Source organism: Caballeronia sp. SBC1, assembly GCF_011493005.1.
Taxonomy (GTDB): Bacteria; Pseudomonadota; Gammaproteobacteria; order Burkholderiales; family Burkholderiaceae; genus Caballeronia.
In genome coordinates this window covers 491,384-508,036 of record NZ_CP049158.1, presented here as the reverse complement: position 1 = coordinate 508,036, position 16,653 = coordinate 491,384, and the positions used below count along the sequence as shown (strand labels likewise).

17 protein-coding genes are annotated in these 16,653 nt (G+C 60.7%); 9 read left to right on the top strand and 8 right to left on the bottom strand.

Annotation, left to right across the window (positions count from 1 at the left end; genetic code table 11):
* Window positions 1-344: 344 nt before the first annotated feature.
* Window positions 345-1,112: an AraC family transcriptional regulator gene (locus SBC1_RS29230; RefSeq protein ID WP_241202403.1), complete on the bottom strand. Its 768-nt coding sequence runs from the start codon at window positions 1,110-1,112 to the stop codon at window positions 345-347.
* A 325-nt stretch (window positions 1,113-1,437) separates the two neighbouring features.
* On the bottom strand, window positions 1,438-2,391 hold the full coding sequence (locus tag SBC1_RS29225) for a 4-hydroxyproline epimerase (RefSeq protein WP_165103095.1): 954 nt from the start codon (window positions 2,389-2,391) through the stop codon (window positions 1,438-1,440).
* Between the two features lie 276 nt (window positions 2,392-2,667).
* On the opposite strand from SBC1_RS29225, the gene SBC1_RS29220 reads away from it, so the two are divergent.
* The gene (locus SBC1_RS29220; RefSeq protein WP_165103092.1) at window positions 2,668-3,573 is read left to right on the top strand and encodes a dihydrodipicolinate synthase family protein; all 906 of its coding nucleotides are present in this window, start codon (window positions 2,668-2,670) and stop codon (window positions 3,571-3,573) included.
* A gap of 94 nt (window positions 3,574-3,667) precedes the next feature.
* Here the strand turns inward: SBC1_RS29220 and SBC1_RS29215 are convergent, their stop codons facing one another.
* A complete protein-coding gene (locus tag SBC1_RS29215) occupies window positions 3,668-3,838 on the bottom strand; it encodes a hypothetical protein (RefSeq protein ID WP_165103089.1) in 171 nt (56 codons plus the stop codon).
* 104 nt (window positions 3,839-3,942) lie between these two features.
* Between SBC1_RS29215 and SBC1_RS29210 the strand changes: the two genes are divergently transcribed.
* Window positions 3,943-4,446, top strand: a complete 504-nt coding sequence (locus SBC1_RS29210; RefSeq protein WP_165103085.1) for a hypothetical protein — start codon at window positions 3,943-3,945, stop codon at window positions 4,444-4,446.
* Between the two features lie 166 nt (window positions 4,447-4,612).
* Window positions 4,613-5,986, top strand: coding sequence for a DUF2325 domain-containing protein (locus SBC1_RS29205; RefSeq protein WP_165103082.1), 1,374 nt, complete (start codon window positions 4,613-4,615; stop codon window positions 5,984-5,986).
* 43 nt (window positions 5,987-6,029) lie between these two features.
* Here the strand turns inward: SBC1_RS29205 and SBC1_RS29200 are convergent, their stop codons facing one another.
* Window positions 6,030-6,431 (bottom strand): winged helix-turn-helix domain-containing protein, encoded by a 402-nt coding sequence (locus tag SBC1_RS29200; protein WP_165103079.1) that lies wholly within the window; start codon window positions 6,429-6,431, stop codon window positions 6,030-6,032.
* A 100-nt stretch (window positions 6,432-6,531) separates the two neighbouring features.
* On the bottom strand, window positions 6,532-7,083 hold the full coding sequence (locus SBC1_RS29195) for a nitrogen fixation protein NifQ (RefSeq protein ID WP_165103076.1): 552 nt from the start codon (window positions 7,081-7,083) through the stop codon (window positions 6,532-6,534).
* Window positions 7,084-7,360: 277 nt separating this feature from the next.
* On the opposite strand from SBC1_RS29195, the gene SBC1_RS29190 reads away from it, so the two are divergent.
* Window positions 7,361-8,536, top strand: coding sequence for a porin (locus SBC1_RS29190; protein ID WP_165103073.1), 1,176 nt, complete (start codon window positions 7,361-7,363; stop codon window positions 8,534-8,536).
* Window positions 8,537-8,630: 94 nt separating this feature from the next.
* Here SBC1_RS29190 and SBC1_RS29185 read toward each other — a convergent pair whose 3' ends face one another.
* Entirely contained in the window at window positions 8,631-9,122 is a 492-nt protein-coding gene (locus SBC1_RS29185) for a molybdopterin-dependent oxidoreductase (protein ID WP_165103069.1), read from the bottom strand.
* Window positions 9,123-9,348: 226 nt separating this feature from the next.
* Here SBC1_RS29185 and SBC1_RS29180 point away from each other — a divergent pair, with 226 nt between their 5' ends.
* The gene (locus tag SBC1_RS29180; protein WP_165104876.1) at window positions 9,349-10,275 is read left to right on the top strand and encodes a hypothetical protein; all 927 of its coding nucleotides are present in this window, start codon (window positions 9,349-9,351) and stop codon (window positions 10,273-10,275) included.
* 39 nt (window positions 10,276-10,314) lie between these two features.
* Here the strand turns inward: SBC1_RS29180 and SBC1_RS29175 are convergent, their stop codons facing one another.
* A complete protein-coding gene (locus SBC1_RS29175) occupies window positions 10,315-10,743 on the bottom strand; it encodes a molybdopterin-binding protein (RefSeq protein WP_165103066.1) in 429 nt (142 codons plus the stop codon).
* 227 nt (window positions 10,744-10,970) lie between these two features.
* On the opposite strand from SBC1_RS29175, the gene SBC1_RS29170 reads away from it, so the two are divergent.
* Complete coding sequence (locus SBC1_RS29170) at window positions 10,971-11,846, top strand: extracellular solute-binding protein (RefSeq protein ID WP_165103063.1); 876 nt, start codon at window positions 10,971-10,973, stop codon at window positions 11,844-11,846.
* Window positions 11,843-13,672, top strand: coding sequence for an ATP-binding cassette domain-containing protein (locus tag SBC1_RS29165; protein WP_165103060.1), 1,830 nt, complete (start codon window positions 11,843-11,845; stop codon window positions 13,670-13,672). Before SBC1_RS29170 ends, SBC1_RS29165 begins: the two co-directional genes overlap by 4 nt.
* A 75-nt stretch (window positions 13,673-13,747) precedes the next feature.
* Here the strand turns inward: SBC1_RS29165 and SBC1_RS29160 are convergent, their stop codons facing one another.
* Window positions 13,748-14,476 carry a response regulator transcription factor gene (locus SBC1_RS29160; RefSeq protein WP_165103057.1) on the bottom strand — a complete coding sequence of 243 codons (729 nt, stop codon included), beginning with the start codon at window positions 14,474-14,476 and terminating at the stop codon, window positions 13,748-13,750.
* A 383-nt stretch (window positions 14,477-14,859) separates the two neighbouring features.
* On the opposite strand from SBC1_RS29160, the gene SBC1_RS29155 reads away from it, so the two are divergent.
* Both SBC1_RS29155 and SBC1_RS29150 read left to right on the top strand, forming a co-directional pair.
* Complete coding sequence (locus SBC1_RS29155; protein WP_165103054.1) at window positions 14,860-16,320, top strand: MFS transporter; 1,461 nt, start codon at window positions 14,860-14,862, stop codon at window positions 16,318-16,320.
* A gap of 119 nt (window positions 16,321-16,439) precedes the next feature.
* Window positions 16,440-16,610: a hypothetical protein gene (locus tag SBC1_RS29150; protein WP_165103051.1), complete on the top strand. Its 171-nt coding sequence runs from the start codon at window positions 16,440-16,442 to the stop codon at window positions 16,608-16,610.
* Window positions 16,611-16,653: the final 43 nt, after the last annotated feature.

The window sequence follows — 16,653 nt, the reverse complement described above, 5'->3', positions numbered from 1 at the left end:
CGGCATGAGATCCATGCGGCACCGTGTGATCTGCCGCGTGCGCCGGTGTCGAACGTCGCGCGGATTAAAATTTCAACGGGGCGCAGTATGCCTCATTGCATGTCGAGCAAGCATGCAGCAAAAAACAGACCGAGCGCAGAAACTGCATGAGAAACCACGGCGAAAGCCCCGCTGCGCAAGGCTTTGCGCAAACCCTAATGTGCTTGTTGGAGCTCTGCGTGAAAGCGCGCGTCGGCCGCGGTTGGCCTGCGGTTGACCCGTGCTTGACAATCAGGCAGGTAATTTCTTACCTGGTGTTTTACCCAGCGTGCCATTTTGAAAGTTCAGACTTATCAGCGCGAATATCACAGTGAAAGCTTTGCTGCGGCATGGGTGGAAGCAGGGATTGCGGGATGCGTTACGACATGATGCGAGCGCAACAGCGCGCGATATTCGGTCGGCGTCAGGCCCACGGTCGCCTTGAACTGTCGCGTGAATGCGCTGTGGTCGGTGTAGCCGCATAACGCGGCTACGTCGGTTACCTTGTCGTGTGTGACAAGCAGTGCCGTCGCTGCATCGAGCCGCGTCTTGAGCAACACCTGACGCGGTGTCAGATGAAAGACCTTGTGGAAATAACGCTCGAGCTGGGCAATCGACATGTTCGCCATCGCCGCCAGATGCGGCATGTTCAGCGGCTGCACGAAGTTGCTCTGGATATGCTGGACGACGGCCGCGAGCCGGCTGTAAGCCGGATGCGTGCCTTCGTCCGCCTGCAGGTCGCGCGAGATGCCGGCCAGGCCAACGACCGTGCCGTGCGCATCGTGGAGCGGCTGCTTGGACGTCATGCACCAGCCCGGTTGGCGCGCCGGGTAGAGATGCAGTTCGAGCTGGTCGATCATCGGGTTGCCCTGCGCGATGATCGACTGGTCCTGCGCCGTATAAATGCGGCCGAAGCGTTGCGGAAAGACTTCTTCCGCCGTCTTGCCGAGCAGCCCCAGCTTGTCCTTCAGGCCGCAGCGCGAAGCCAGCGCACGGTTCACGAGGGCGTAACGCGCCTGCGCGTCCTTCACGAAGAAAACAATATCCGGCATTGCGTCGAAGACCGGTTCCAGCAGCCTGAAATGCTGCAGCATGGCCTCGAGCGTCGCAGCGCCCGCAGGGGCCTGCAGGGTGGAGTGCAAGCCGGGTGGCGCGGTGCCGTGCTCGGGTTCAGCATGCGCCGGACGGTCCGTCGTAATGGTCATTCGCGTCTCGCTGGCGTCGTCGGGGTCAGCCGGGGCCGCCCATGCCATGCATGCCGCGTAAATTGAGCGCGCCCCGCGCTGCGCCCGATTATAGAGGCGAGAAGCGTCCGTCAAAATTGGTGTTGACGACAGGGAGGCTTGGGGCAACCAGAGGACGCCAGAGGTCAAACACACGGCAGGCGCGTTGCCCTGACCGGGACTAACAACATCTCGCTCAGGCCGCCGGGATACCCCAGGCGAACGGATCTGTGCTGTCGAAGCAGAGTCGGCCTTCGGCCATGATGTGCGCGTGTCCGGTGATGGTCGGGATCACCGCTTGGCCCGCTAGTTCGTCCGAGCGCCGGTAGCTTGCCTCGAACACGCTGCCAATGATGCTTTCCTGCCGCCACACCTCGCCTTCGGCCAGTTTATTGTCGGCGGCGAGACAAGCGATTTTCGCGCTTGTGCCTGTACCGCACGGCGAACGGTCGTAGGCGCTGCCGGGACACATTACGAAATTCCGGCTATCGATACCCGCACGCGGCGAGTCCGCGAACAATTCAATGTGATCGATCATTGCGGCGTTCGCGCCGGTAATTCCCTGCGCCTGCAATGCCTCACGAATGGCGTTGGTGAACGCCGTCAGTCGCGTCAAATTCGATGCAACGAGATCCTGGCCGTGATCGGCTACGAGAAAAAACCAGTTGCCGCCCCAGGCAATATCGCCCGTCAGTGGCCCGAAGCCGTCCACATCCACGCTGACCGCTTGCCGGTATCGATACGCCGGGACGTTGCGCACGCTCACTCGGCCATCCTGATGCAATGTGGCCTCGACAAAACCCGCAGGCGTCTGGATCCGGTGTGAACCCGGCTGGATCTTCCCCAGGTAAGCCAAGGACACGATCAGGCCGATCGTGCCGTGGCCGCACATGCCGAGATACCCGACGTTATTGAAGAAGATGATGGCCGCCGCGCACGCGGGGTCATCCGGTTCGCACAACAGCGCCCCCACGATCACGTCCGAGCCGCGTGGTTCAGTGACGACACCCGAGCGCCAGTCGTCGTGTTTGGTGCGAAGGTTTTCCAGTCGCTCAGCCAGTGTGCCGCCGCCCAGATCCGGCCCGCCCGACGTGACGAGACGGGTGGGTTCGCCGCCCGTATGGGAATCGATGAAGTGTAGGATTTTCATGCTGACATCGTAGAAATTCGGACGCGAACCGTCTTGGTGGTGCTCAGCGGATTTGATGCCGATTTCGGCATACATATCGTTCTTTTGGTGAACCTCGAAGCTCTTGGATAATGCGCGCACTGCGGCTTGGTTTGGCTGCGGGCAAGGCCGTCACTCGCGAAGGTCAGGAGATAGCGGTTATGCCGAAATCGGCATCGCAGTTGCGTGCAACGTGCAAGACGGGCCATTCTGCAATGCTTAGACTGCACTCAACCGATTACTTTTAGGAGAACCGCCATGGCGCATATCTGGGAAGGCGTAATGCCCGCCGTCACGACCAAGTTCAATGCAGATTTCAGCATAGACCGCGCTTGGACGAAGAAGAATATTGAGGCGCAGATCGCGGCCGGGGTCGACGGCATCATCGTCTGCGGATCGCTTGGCGAGGCGTCGACGCTCTCGCTCGACGAGAAGCTGGACGTGCTGGATATCGGCGTCGATGCAGCACAGGGACGCGTACCCGTGCTGCTGACGATTGCGGAAAACAGCACGCTCGACGGTTGCCGCCAAGCCGAACTCGGCGTCAAGCACGGCGCTGCCGGTTATATGGTGCTGCCGGGTTTGCGTTATTTGTCGGACCGGCGCGAAACGCTCAACCACTTCCGCGTGGTCGCCAGTGCGAGTCCCTTGCCGATCATGGTCTACAACAACCCGCTCGCGTACGGCGTTGATGTGACGCCGGACATGTTCGCCGAACTCGCCGATGAAAAGAAGCTCGTCGCGATCAAGGAATCGGCCGGCGATGTACGCCGCTTCACGGATCTCATCAATGCGGTCGGTGACCGCTACGCACTCTTTTGTGGCGTCGATAACCTCGCGATGGAAGCCTGCCTGATGGGTGCCCATGGCTGGGTTGCGGGGTTGGTTTGCGCGTTCCCTGAAGAGACGGTGGCAATCTTCAAGCTGCTCAAGGCAGGACGCCTGGAAGAAGCCCGCACGATCTACCGCTGGTTTGCGCCGCTGCTGGCGCTCGACGTTTCGGCGAAGCTGGTGCAGAACATCAAGCTGGCCGAGGCAATGGTCGGCCTGGGCACGGAACCGGTCCGGCCGCCGCGCTTGCCGCTGGCAGGCGACGAACGTCTAGCGGTGGAAGCGTTGATCAAGCGTTCGATTGAAACCCGGCCGGTTTTGCCGACGTTTTAAATCGAGTTTTTCCGCGGCGGCTTCGGCTTGTTCTCGTTGAAACAAGTCCGCAGCCGCCGCCGTTTCATTCCTGACCGATACTTTTGACCGATACTCAACGATACCGCCCCTCCTGATCCGCCAGCCGGAAAAACGAGCCTGTCCTGGCTCCGTTCACCTCGCCCAGCGCACCGCCGCCTGAACCTGAAAGCGGCCCGTCTGCGAACGCTTTAAAGCCGCAAAACCGGCCAAGCGCCATCCAACCCTCAAGACAAAAAATAGGCATTCGTTATATCCTATGGAATATCACGGTACTATTCTTTAGCTCGCGATCATTCATCTTGCCGGCGCAAAGAAACCGATCCAATCATGCATCTCGAGGATTTACCCATGTCCGGGCAAAAGGCATCAGCACCCCGTGCTCCCGCTTGCGTCCCGCTGCGCCGCGACCTGTCGGTCGCAATCACGCCGCTCAACTCGGCGCGCAATCCTGAGCGCACGGAAGCGATCAGGGAAGTGGTCGATGCATTCCGGAACCTGCGCGCAAGCGTCGCCCGTTTTGTCCTCATGCTCGAGGACATACGAGGTAATGCCCGATCTCTTGAATCCACGACCGGCCAGCCGCTCGGCGACCTTTTGTCGTCCCTTGAAGATCATGCCCGCGCGCTCGATTTCGGTCGCCTCGACGACCTGACGTTTGCCATCGAAACCGCCCGGACGGCTGAGCAGCAGCGGGACCAAGTATTCCTGGCCGCGCCCGGCAGCGGCACGGCCGGTCTTCAGCAGGTTGCGCGAAGTCTCGAACGCCTGGACGCCACCTTCGTCGGCTTATGCGTCGAGCATGTGCTTGAGCGGCACTACCGAGACCGCGCGAGCAGGGGCGTATCTGTCTGAACGTCCGCGTGCTGTACGTCAGGATCACCCTGCGTTGATTTCGTCGAAGCAATCGTCCGGATTCGCACCGTTATATTCAATGGTATATTTCGATATCCGTTCATCGAGCAGGCTAAAGGCCGTGGTCTGTTCAGCCGTTTGACATCCAGATCGATTCGAGGTGAATGTGCAATCCGTTCCCCCCTTCCGCCTTGCCCGCACGCCGTCCACTGAATCGACCAGCGCTTCAGGTGCCTATGCCGGCACCCACACCGGCACTCATACCGGCACGGTGGATGCCTGCTGCGCACCTACCGAGGCAGAGCTTCGCAGTCCGCACCGCCGGGGGCGGTTGTCAGATCTGGATTCGCATTTGCATTGCTCGGTTATCGGCACATGCCTGAGCACGAACGAGCTTAGAAAACTCGTACCGAAGTTTACGGATCTCGACCGGCAACACGCGACAGATCTGGAGATTCATCACGCCGCGGTGGAACTCGCCATAGAGGGCGGCGCAGGCGCCAAGGCGCTGCAGAAGGCGCTCGATGCACGTTACTCGGGCGCCGTGCGCCGCTTCGAAGCGGCAAAAAATCCTGAAGCCCTGCTGGCGCTCTGGAAAGACGCGCTCAAAAGCGGCGATATCCCGCCGGCTTACTGGGCGTTGATGACGCATCCGGAAGCCATCATGAGCGTGCGCCAGGCTGCGTTCGGCGACCTGCATATGTTGTCCCATCTGGTAGCCGCTGCCAACCGGGCTGACATCCGCCGCCTGGTTGCGCTCGAAGAAGAAAATGCGGCGCTCAAGGACAAGATCGAGCGACACCAGGACAAGCTGCACGCATTGACTACGGAGCGCGACGCGTCACTTCGCCAACTGAGCGCGCAAGTGGCCGAGTTGTCGGCCAAGGCCGAACGCAGGCCAGATATATCCGAGGCAGGTCTGGAGGCCGAAGTCCAGGCGCTGCGCGAGGCACTGGTTGCCCGCGACGAACGTCTTGCGATTCACACGAGCCGCCGGGAAACCGCCGAGCAACGCGCGCTCGACGAGCAGCGCCATGCGCTGACCTTGAGCCAGCGGCTGGACGATACCATTGCGATACTCAACGTGGTCCAGGCCGAATGCAACGCACTGGAACAGGCGCTTGTGGCTCAGGGCAGCGAAGCCGGTTCAAAGGCAGATGAGCTCATCAACCTGAGCGGCAAGCGCGTGGTTTATGTGGGCGGCCGACCCGGTTCGAACGCCGCGCTTAGGCAACTGGTTGAGTCGGCAGGAGGCGATTTTGTCGTCCACGATGGCGGCATAGAAGACCGCAAGGGCATGTTCGCCGCCGCGCTCCCGCGCGCGGACATTGTCGTGTTTCCGGTCGACTGTATAGACCACGACTCCATGAATTTGCTCAAGCGTGTATGCGACCGCCATCAGGTTGACTATCACCCGCTAAGAACCGCGAGCGTGGCAAGTTTTGTAGAGTTGATGACGCGGCTGGGCCGGGCGTCGCCACAATCCGGTCAATCCGGCAATACGCCGCCGGCGTCACGGTTTTGCCTGCGGCACGGCTAAGCCCCGGAGCGCGGGGCTTTCAATGCGATCAGCATCAATGCGATCAGCGCTTCATGAGCCTGGTCAGCGCGGAAATCTGCGGCGCGCAGGTCTTGGCCGCTTCCGCTTCAATCTCGCGATAAAGCCGCACGATCTTTTCACCCACAGGTGTCAGCACGCAACCGCCGCCTGCTGAGCCGCCCGTTTCCGACGATGTTGCGGGCGCCTTGAGCGTACGGTTGAGTTCGTCGATGAGCAACCACGCCCGCCGGTACGACATGCCCAGGCTGCGCGCGGCAGCCGAGATTGAACCATGCTCATGCACGGCCTCGAGCAAATCAATTTTCCCGGGGCCGATTGCCACGGCGTCCGCCTGCCGAATGCGCATGCGAAAACGCACTTCGGGCTGACGGGATAAGGAAGGAGTCGCTGGATCTTTCGCGGATTTAGCCATGCGCGAAAGCATACACGAGGCCGACAGGCCCATGCATCGGCGGCATTACCAGTGCATCAGAAAGCCGCAGCGTCGAAGCGGGTGGCTCACGCAGGGCGTTCAAGCGGGGCGTTCAAGATTCACCACCGAAACAAAAACCGAAATCTTCGCAGCCTGGACACCCTGGCGCCGGCTGCGGCACCCGTCCGAGCGACAGCGCAAGTTCCCGCGCGAGGAATTTTTTCCAGCGCATTCCATCGACGTTACGCGCCACCAGCACTGGGAAATACCGGCTGAGCATGTCAGTGACTTCGTCGCGCCCGCTTAGCCCCAGATCGCGCCATAGATGATCCGGCCGCAAGCACGCGTGGGCGATGATCGATGCGAGGCAGTCCGCGTCGGCCATGTCGGCGGCGTCACTCGCCCGGACATGACTCAGCAGGAAGACCACAAGCGCACTGACGAACGCGGCCTGTTCTTCCGAGCGGATAACCAGGCTCGCCCTGGGTGGCTGCATTGCGCCAAAGTGCCGGTCAACCAGCAAGGCGAATTGTTCCGGCGACAACCCAAGTAAAGAAGGGTCATCGTGCGCGGCAAGCAAGGTGGCGAACAACGCGGTGCCAGGGGCATCGGGAGTAGACGATGCAGCTAGCAACTGGGTGCGCGTCGCGAGCGGATGTGTCATTGCCAGGTACCGAGGATATAGCTCGCGGGTGTAGCCGATCGCGGCGTGTCACGAGACGGATTGCTCCAAAACCAATATGCCACGCGCAGCCCGGAGTCAACCCTGTGTCTCGTCAACCATACAAATAACCACTATCAAGTTTACTAAATACCAACACATCGTTATATTCCTGCCGATATTTCGCAAGGCTCATCGTAAGGCTCAGTTCATCTCGAGCAACGCGTGGGCATGGCGTGCATCACTAACGGCGACAACTCAAACTAAAACAGGAATGGCGATGAAAAAGAAGATCGTGGCGGCTGCTGCATTGAGCAGTTTCGGGGTAATTGCACATGCACAAAGCAGCGTGACGCTATACGGATTGATCGACGCCGGCGTGAGTTACGTCAGTAACGCCGCCACCTCGACGGGACATGACAACCTGTTCAAATACGGCGACGGCGTAGCCCAGGGCAGCCGCTGGGGCCTGCGCGGCGTGGAAGACCTGGGTAGCGGCCTGCAAGCCATCTTTACCCTCGAGAGCGGCTTCAGTTCGGGCGACGGTACGCTCGGGCAAGGCGGCGCGTTGTTCGGCCGCCAGGCGTATGTGGGTATCGCGAAGAAAGGCCTGGGCTCGGTCACGCTCGGCCGCCAGTACTCGTTCTCGACCGACTACCTCGGCGGCAACTATACGATGGGCGGCCAGACGCCCGCTGGCAACTACGCGTACCACATCAACGACCTGGATCAACTGACGTCCAGCCGGATCAACAACGCGGTCAAGTTCAGCAGCGCCAACTTCGCCGGACTGACCTTCGGCGCAATGTACGGCTTCTCGAACCAGGCCGGTTCGTTTGCCGGTTCGCCCACCACCACAGCGGGCACCACGACCACGCAAGGGTCGTCGAGCGCGGTCAGCGCCGGCGTGAATTATGCGCAAGGGCCGTTCAGCATCGGCACTGCCTACACCAATATTCGCTTCCCCAATGGCGCGACGCCCGCGTTCAGCGTGAGCATCGCGAACGTGAATACCGGTGGACTGCGCGACCTCGAAACCTATGGCGTGGGCGCGCGTTATGCCATTGGTGCGGGCACGATCTGGGGCATCTGGACCCATACGACGTTCGATCCAATCACCGGCGCCGACTCAAAGCTGAACAACTACGAACTTGGCGGCAAGTATGCGTTCACACCCGCCTTGAGCGCAGGCTTGGGCTATACGTTCTCGAAGCTCGACGAGCATTTCGAGGGCAGATGGCATCAGGTCAGCAGCATGCTCGACTACGCGCTGTCCAAGCGGACCGACGTCTACGCACTCGTGATTTACCAGAAGGCTTTGGGCAGCAATACGATCAATGGCCGCGACGTTCCAGTGCAGGCTGAAATTGGATCGAGCTCGAGCTTCCTCGGTAACTCAGGCACCGGCGCGAACAATCAGGTTGCTGCCCGCGTTGGCTTGCGTCACAAGTTCTGATTCTGGTTTCCGGTCGGCAAGCGCTGCAGAAGGCGCTTGCCGTATCGGGCTTCAGCGTTTGCCCGGTATCGAACTGTGCAATCAGAACGTCAAGTCAGCCCGTCAAGACCCGCGCCACGATCCGCACAAGCCGCTTCACGTGACGGGGGGCGGGAAGAATATCCGCGCCGGAGAACAGAATGGGCACGCCGTCCTCCGTGCTGAGCGAGCGCCCTCCGCATTCATGCGCAACAATGACACGCTCCCCCACGGGCGTATTGAACAACTCGTGCCATGAGAAGGTGACCGCGTAGCCATCATGGGCGACCGCAATGAACACGGTGCGCTTGAACTCGCCCTTAGGCTCGGGCCGCAGTCCGGCCTTCATGATCAGGTCCTTCAGCAACACCCCGCGATAGGTATCGACGCTGCGGATAAACCGGTTCGTCGTATAACAACGCAGATCGAACGGATCGGCGACTACGTTGGGTTGCTCCCTGAATTCCGCAAGATCGACGGTCAACGGCCGCAGGAAATCCCCTTCGAGCGATATAACGGCTTTCGCAGGGGCTTCGAGCGCGACGGCGTGGGAATAGGCATCACTCATTTCTCATCCTCCAGGGGCCGGTTTTCAGGTGGCTTGTCCGGCATTATATCCACGCGAATATTACGCTGCTGTCGCGGCCGGCAAGTCAGTGCGCAAACAATAGGCAACATACAAATTCGCGCATGTGCTCGCCGGCTAATCCCGAAAGCAGCTCCCAGTACCAACCCTGACCGCCTAAAGCGATATATTGGCAACCTTAGACCCACGCACTGGCAAGGAAACTATGATGCCCCAGCGTCTCACCCGCTACGCACTAACGTTCGCGAGCACCTTGACCGCCGCTGCGGTCATCGCGCTATCCGGTTGCAGCTCGGCCCAAGTCGCAAGCGCGCCGCAACGCGTCACCCTGGATGCACGGGCAAATGGCATTGCGATCCGTCCAGGCGACGGCACAATCTTCATCACCGACGATAAAACCAATAGCGTGCTTTCATCGGCGGACGGCAAGACATTCAAACCATTTGCGGCCATTCCCGTGGTCGCGGACCAAGGGAATGCACTAAGCCAGGTGAGCATCGCGGATACCAGTTCGCTACTGGTCGGACGATTCGGGTTCGGCACAGCGGGCGCTGTGTTCGACATTGGCGCAAACGGATCTGCATCTTCCCTGTCAGGCACCGATCCAATGCGGCGAAGGCTGGGACTTGCCTCCATAGGTACGGGAAAAATACTCTCGACCTGGTTCGTCAAGAACGGCAATAGCCCGGCAACGGGTGGCCTCAGCCTGATCACTTACGATGTTTCGACCCACACTGCGTCCGAACACAACCTGTTGACCGGATTGGCGAAACCCGTCGGCATAGCCGTACAAGGCGACGCCGTTTTCATATCGGATCAGACTGACAACATGATCCTCAAGACCAGCCTGTCCAGACTGATGAACCATGCCCAGGCCGGTGGCCTGAGCACAACGGTGATCAAGATCAACGGACCCGACCTGCTGACCATCGATTCAAACGGCACGCTCTATACAAAATGCAACTCGACGGCGGTATGCCGGATAAGCCCCGATGAATCGGTTGCCGTTATCGCAAACGATTTCGAGGATGCGCGCGGCGTTGCTATCGACCCGGCGCGTCACATGCTGTACGTCATAGACCGGCCTAAATCCGCTGACAGCGCCAGTACGCTGCGGGTTATTCCACTGAACTGACGAATTAACGAATTGACGCTGCGCGGATTGGCGAGACGACTAGTTGTCCACGCCGACAATCACGCTCGACGCCTTGAAGATCGCCGTGGCCGCTTTGCCGCTGGCGAGCGCGAGCCGTTGTGCGCTTTCGTTCGTGACAATAGCGGCAATCTGCGCGCCGCCCGCGACAGTAATAATGACTTCGCTGTTGACAGCACCCGTGGTCACGGCCGATACCGTCCCGGCAAAGCAGTTCCTGGCCGATACCTGGCTCTGCGCTACATCGACCATCACGATGACCGACGATGCCTTGACCAACGCGAACGCAGCCTTGCCGGCGGCCAGCCCGAGCGATGCAGCGCTGCCATGCGTGATCACCGCGACAATCTCAAGGCCGTCATTGGCGCGCAGCAAGATCTCGTCATTGACTGCGCCATGCTTGACGTCCACCACTTCACCGACAAATTGATTTCGGGCGCTTGTTCGCATGTTCATCTCCGGTTGCGGCGTCCTTTGAAGGCGTGGATCACGCGGATCCCAGGACGCACGTTTTGCAATGGTCACCTGCATTGCAGGCAGACCCAAGTGTAACCGCACCACGCTGCCCCTTTGAGACGAACAGCCACGCAAAACATGTCGATGACGTTAGCGAAGAAGATGAGTCTCGGCGTAATATAGCGCCCTTTATTACGCCCTTTATCAACGTGGAGAATCAGATGATCCGTAAGGTGATGGTGTCGGTTGCGGTCATGGCCAGCGCGCTCTTGAGCCATGCCGCCATGGCGGATGAAAACGCCGTAAACGTGCTGTATGCCGGGTCGCTCGTCAATTTGATGGAGCGCAGCGTGGGCCCCGCTTTCGAAAAGGAAACCGGCCTGCACTTCCAGGGCTACGCGGCGGGTTCGAACAAGATCGCCAACGAGATCAAGGGCAAGCTGCGTCGCGGCGATGTATTCATCAGCGCGAGCCCGAAGGTCAACACCAGTTTGATGGGTGCAGCCAACGGCGACCACGTCAGTTGGTATGTCACGTTCGCCGAATCGCCGCTGATGATCGGCTACAACCCGCGCAGCAAATTTGCCGCCGACTTCAAGACAAAGCGCTGGGACAAGGTCTTGCAGGAGCCGGGTATTCGCATTGGCCGCACCGATCCGAAACTGGACCCCAAGGGCGCGTTCACCGTCGAGATGGTGACCAAGGCCGCCGATCTTTATCACCAGCCGGATCTAGTGGAAAAGACGTTGGGCGCAGCCGAGAATCCCGATCAGGTCCTGCCTGAAGAAACCCTGGTCGGACGTTTGCAATCCGGACAACTCGACGCCGGATTCTTCTATTCAACCGAGACCTCCGACCTGAAGATTCCGTCCATCCGTCCCGCGCCCGAATTGCAAGCCAAGGCGAGCTATACGCTCACCATTCTTGGCGATGCACCGAACTCGGCCGGCGCCACGCGCTTCGTCGACTTCCTGCTCAGCGCGAAGGGCCGCGAGTTGCTTAAGGAACACGGTGTCGACGTAATCCAACCTGCGATCACGGGTAACGCGCAGGCCATGCCGCCGTCCCTGCAGGCTGTGATCGACGCTACTCGATGAAACGCACCGCTGCGCAACCGCTACTGTGGCTTGCAGCGCTGCTCGCAGTCTATTTGTGCGCCCCCTTCATCGCTAGCATCCCGCAGGTGGGCGCGGCGGACTGGCACGGGGTCGACTGGAGGAGCACGCTGTCGGCGGTGGCTGTATCGGCGGGCAGCGCGAGCGTGGCGTCGCTCATTATCTTGTTGGGCGGCGTGCCGCTGGGTTATCTGCTCGCCCGGTCGAATTCGCGCAAGGCGGCGTTGCTGGGTTTCGTCGTGCAATTGCCGCTCGCCTTGCCGCCCCTCACGAGCGGCGTCTTGCTGTTGTTTCTTCTCGGCCCCTATAGTTGGGTCGGACAACTAACGGGTGGCACGCTAACCGACTCGTTCGCCGGCATCGTGCTGGCTGAAACCTTTGTGGCGGCACCGTTCCTGATCATCGCGGCGCGCTCCGCATTCGCTGCCGTCGACCCCATGTTCGAGGACGTGGCCGCCACGCTGGGACATCGTGCCGGAAGCCGCTTCTTTCGGGTCACGCTGCCGGTTGCATGGCCTGCGATCAGCGCGGGACTTGCGCTGGCATGGCTGCGCGCATTCGGCGAATTCGGTGCGACCGTGATGGTCGCGTATCACCCGTATTCGCTGCCGGTTTATACCTACGTCGTGTTCGGTGGTCAGGGCCTGCCGGCCATGATGCCCCTGCTGCTGCCTACGCTTGCCATTGCCGTTGCATGTGCGGCGTTATCCATCTACAGCCGCAAAGGCCGCGTTTCGTTGAGCGCGGAACTCGTCAATGGCGATGAGGCGGATGACAGCACGCCGGCACATCCGTTGATCGACGAAGATGACCGGCGCCTCAGCATCGTGTTGAAAAAACAGCTTGGTAGTTTCGATCTCGACGTTGCATGGGCGCCGTCCACACGGCGTCTTGCGATCATTGGCACGTCGGGGTCGGGCAAGTCCCTGACGTTGCGCCTGATCGCAGGGCTTGAAGCCGGGCAGACGGCTGCCGTGACGCTAGGTGGAAGTCCTCTCCATGCCCTCCCTCCCGAGGAACGCAGGATCGGTTATATGCCGCAAGACTACGGTCTTTTTCCGCATATGACGGTCGCACAACAACTGGCGTTTCCGCTAAGCGCAGATGCTGCGAGCGCGCGGCAATGGGTCGATCAGCTTGGTCTTTCAACGCTGCTTGGCCGCTTGCCGCGTGAACTTTCATTCGGCCAGCGTCAGCGCGTGGCGCTTGCCCGCGCGCTCACGCAACATAGCCAGTTGCTGCTCTTCGACGAACCCTTCGCCGCACTCGACACCCCGCGCCGGCGCCGTCTGCAGCAATCGTTGCGCGCACTGCAGCGCGAGATATCGGCGGTCACGGTGGTCGTCACCCATGATCCCGATGAAGCCGCGCTGCTCGCCGACGAAGTATTGCTGATCGAGCACGGCCGCGTGCTTCAGGCGGGACCGGTGAGCGATGTCTTCGAGCGCCCCGCTTCAATGCGCGTGGCGGAATTGCTCGGGCTTCACAATGTGGGGCAAGGCCGCATGCTCGAAGCGAACAAGATCGAACTGGGCGGCGAGCTACGTCTGGAGATTGCGGGCAATACGGCCATTCCCGTGGGACAAACCGTGATGTGGCGGCTGCCTGCGCTTGCCATCATGCCGTCCGATGACGGTGCGTTCCAAGGTACGGTCGAAGGTATCGAACTGCGGCGCGGAGACCGGTACGCACGGCTGAAAATTTGCGGAGTGACATTCGATATTCCCAGCGACAACGCTCGTCTGAAGACCGGCACATCACATCGATTCTCGGTAGCCATCGACAAATTAACTATCTGGTCCATTTGAAGGGATACCACCTCCGGGTGCGCGCAAAAAAGCCGTCTTGCGACGGCTTGTTCATCTTCAAACACCACACACGTATCAAGCCGTAGCTTCTTCACACGCCCGCGCTTCATCGACGGTGTCGCCATAAAGATGCAACAGCCGATAGCCGCTCTTGTACACCGGCTGCAAGCGAAAGTGATTGATCGGCTCGAGAGTCAGTGCAAGCCTCAAGCGCGAAACATGGCTGTCAATGGTCCGCGTGGACTCGCGAAACTCGCGCCCCCAGACCATCGCGAAGATGTGATCGCGCGACAACACCCGCCCGACGTTCGAGAAAAACAGCAGCGCCAGCCGGAATTGCGTGCCGCTCAGTTGCACGGGTTGGCCCCGCACGGTGACGCTCTGCTGGCGCGAATCGAAGCGATACGGGCCGAGTTCAGTAATCGCGGCGGTATTCGCCGGATACGCACGCCGCAGCAGCGCTTCCACGCGTGCACCGAATTCGGCGGAACGCACGGGATGCGTGACGTAGTCGTCGGCACCCGCGCTCAACGCACGAACCACGTTACTCTCTCCGCCATCCGCGGAGGCGAACATCACGGGCACGCGCTCGCCAATACCCGAGCGCATCGACTTCAGCAGGTCCAGCCCGGACAAGCCGCTGGAATGCCAGTCGAGAATCAGCATGTCGACAGTGGACCGGGATAGCGATTTCGACATCGACAAGCCGTCGCTAAACGGAATACAGACATGGTTGAGACGTTCGATGATTCCGCCAACAACGAAACGGTGCTGGGGATCGGATTGAAGAATTGCGATGCGCATGATAACGGGACCGGTGAACCTGCAAACGGTGACTTCTGGACGTGCTGAAAAGACGTTATTGAAGACACCAAAGAAGGTCTCATGACGCTCCACGAGACCACTTCAGACGCGCGAATTCTGCAGAGCGGTACCGGGTTGATCCATCGGAAAACTCTTAATTACGACCGCCAAATCGTCACAAATGCCTTCAATATGTCGCGCAAAGTCACTGTTTGTGCCGACACGTAACGGAATCAGAGCTTTTCAAAAAGTGTTGCCTGGATACCATGCCACGGGTTTGACAAGGGCGCATAAGCGCAGGCACGACCCCCAAAAAGAGTCGCGCATGCATATTTCACGAACCACGGAAACGTCGGGCGCGCAGGGTCGATAAGCTGGTCTCCATGAACTCGAACCTTTCCTCCCCACGCGCCGGGCTGAGCACACGCCAGGCGCTGATCGTCACCACGGCCAGCATGGGTTTCGTGGTCTCTCAACTCGATGTCACCATCGTCAATGTGGCGCTCGCAAGTATCGGACGCGATCTGCACGCGAGCGTGGCGGGCTTGCAGTGGACAGTCGACGCCTACGCGCTCGCCTTTGCCGCGCTGATGCTCTCGGCGGGCGTGCTCGGCGACCGCTTCGGTGCACGGCGCTTGTTCGTTGCGGGCCTGATGCTGTTCGGGGTGGCTTCCGCCGCTTGCGGCTTTGCAATGGACGCGACCCAACTGGTCGCTGCACGCGCATTGCAGGGCATAGGAGCGGCCGCGATGCTGCCCAACTCCCTCGTGCTGCTCAACCAGGCTTGCGGTCACGACGACGGGCTGCGGGCGCGTGCCGTGGGCTTATGGACGGCGGCGGGCGCGGTGTCGATTGCGGCAGGGCCGATCGTGGGCGGCCTGCTGATCGCCGCATTCGGGTGGCGCAGCATTTTCTGGGTCAACGTGCCGTTATGCGTAGCGGGGATTGTGGCGACCTACGTCTGGATCGCCGATAAAAAGCCGGAGCAACAAGCGCGCGGTATCGACTTGCCCGGCCAAGTGCTCGCGACCGTTGCGCTGATCGCCTTCGTCGGCGCGGTGATCGAGCTCCGGCCGTTGGGCCTGACGCACCCGCTGGTGATCGGCGCAATTGCGGTGGCGCTTCTCGCGGCCGTGGCGCTGGTGCTGGTCGAGCGGCGCGCGTCAGCGCCCATGCTGCCGCCTGCGCTGTTTCGGAACCGCACGTTCGCTTCGGCCACGGTGTTCGGCATCTGCGTGAACCTCACGTATTACGGCATGGTGTTCGTGCTCAGCCTGTACTTGCAGCGCGTGCTTGGCCATACGCCTTTGGAAGCCGGACTCGCGTTCCTGCCGCTCACCGGGGGGTTCCTGTTGTCGAATCTTGCCAGTGGCGTAGTCGTCGCGCGCTTCGGCTCGCGCTTGCCGATGATCATTGGCGCATTGATCGATGCAGCAGGTTTTGCCGCGCTTCTTTTCGTCAATGCGTCTACGCCCGTGGCTGTATTGCTGCTGCCCTTCTTGCTGATTCCGACGGGCATGGGACTCGCTGTCCCCGCAATGACAACCGCCGTATTAGGCACGGTTACACCGGACCGCGCAGGCACGGCGTCGGCGGTGCTGAATACCGCGCGGCAAGCGGCCGGCGCGATAGGCGTCGCCGCATTTGGTGCGCTGGCGAGTCACTCGGCCATGGCGGAAAGCGCACAGATCGTGATAGGCGTAAAGGCGTCGGCGGGGGTATCGGTGGCTTTGCTGTTATTCGCCGCGATCCTCGCGTGGCGGGCGGTGGAAAGCAAGCGCGCAAAGGACGATCAAGCGCCAGGAATGGCATCGATTAAATGCGGCGCGGGGAACCGCCACTGAGCATGATGCACGTGGGTTAAGCGCTAAGAGCGCGCGCCGGGTACGTTCATTGCGTCCGGTTTCACACATGCACTTCTCGTGCAACGCGCGGTCCGCAGACCGCTAATGAGGAACTGGACATGTCCACGCCGCCGCCGGACCCAACCTACTTGCCGATCGAACCCGACCCCGACGAACTGCTCGACCCCGATGCGCCGCCGCCCCCGGACGATCCCGACTCACCCGATGGCCCGGATTCCGCAACGCCCCTGGTGCCTGCAGATCCGAACAACGGTGAACCGCGTCTTTGATTTCGCAGCTGCAAATCAGCAGATCAGTAAAAAAATGCCCGCC

Coding starts and splice junctions, on each gene's coding strand:
- SBC1_RS29230 (WP_241202403.1), bottom strand. CDS start 1,112: ATGCTGCAGCATTTCAGGCTGCTGGAACCGGTCTTCGACGCAATGCCG.
- SBC1_RS29225 (WP_165103095.1), bottom strand. CDS start 2,391: ATGAAAATCCTACACTTCATCGATTCCCATACGGGCGGCGAACCCACC.
- SBC1_RS29220 (WP_165103092.1), top strand. CDS start 2,668: ATGGCGCATATCTGGGAAGGCGTAATGCCCGCCGTCACGACCAAGTTC.
- SBC1_RS29215 (WP_165103089.1), bottom strand. CDS start 3,838: ATGCCTATTTTTTGTCTTGAGGGTTGGATGGCGCTTGGCCGGTTTTGC.
- SBC1_RS29210 (WP_165103085.1), top strand. CDS start 3,943: ATGTCCGGGCAAAAGGCATCAGCACCCCGTGCTCCCGCTTGCGTCCCG.
- SBC1_RS29200 (WP_165103079.1), bottom strand. CDS start 6,431: ATGCTTTCGCGCATGGCTAAATCCGCGAAAGATCCAGCGACTCCTTCC.
- SBC1_RS29195 (WP_165103076.1), bottom strand. CDS start 7,083: ATGACACATCCGCTCGCGACGCGCACCCAGTTGCTAGCTGCATCGTCT.
- SBC1_RS29190 (WP_165103073.1), top strand. CDS start 7,361: ATGAAAAAGAAGATCGTGGCGGCTGCTGCATTGAGCAGTTTCGGGGTA.
- SBC1_RS29185 (WP_165103069.1), bottom strand. CDS start 9,122: ATGAGTGATGCCTATTCCCACGCCGTCGCGCTCGAAGCCCCTGCGAAA.
- SBC1_RS29180 (WP_165104876.1), top strand. CDS start 9,349: ATGCCCCAGCGTCTCACCCGCTACGCACTAACGTTCGCGAGCACCTTG.
- SBC1_RS29175 (WP_165103066.1), bottom strand. CDS start 10,743: ATGCGAACAAGCGCCCGAAATCAATTTGTCGGTGAAGTGGTGGACGTC.
- SBC1_RS29170 (WP_165103063.1), top strand. CDS start 10,971: ATGATCCGTAAGGTGATGGTGTCGGTTGCGGTCATGGCCAGCGCGCTC.
- SBC1_RS29165 (WP_165103060.1), top strand. CDS start 11,843: ATGAAACGCACCGCTGCGCAACCGCTACTGTGGCTTGCAGCGCTGCTC.
- SBC1_RS29160 (WP_165103057.1), bottom strand. CDS start 14,476: ATGCGCATCGCAATTCTTCAATCCGATCCCCAGCACCGTTTCGTTGTT.
- SBC1_RS29155 (WP_165103054.1), top strand. CDS start 14,860: ATGAACTCGAACCTTTCCTCCCCACGCGCCGGGCTGAGCACACGCCAG.
- SBC1_RS29150 (WP_165103051.1), top strand. CDS start 16,440: ATGTCCACGCCGCCGCCGGACCCAACCTACTTGCCGATCGAACCCGAC.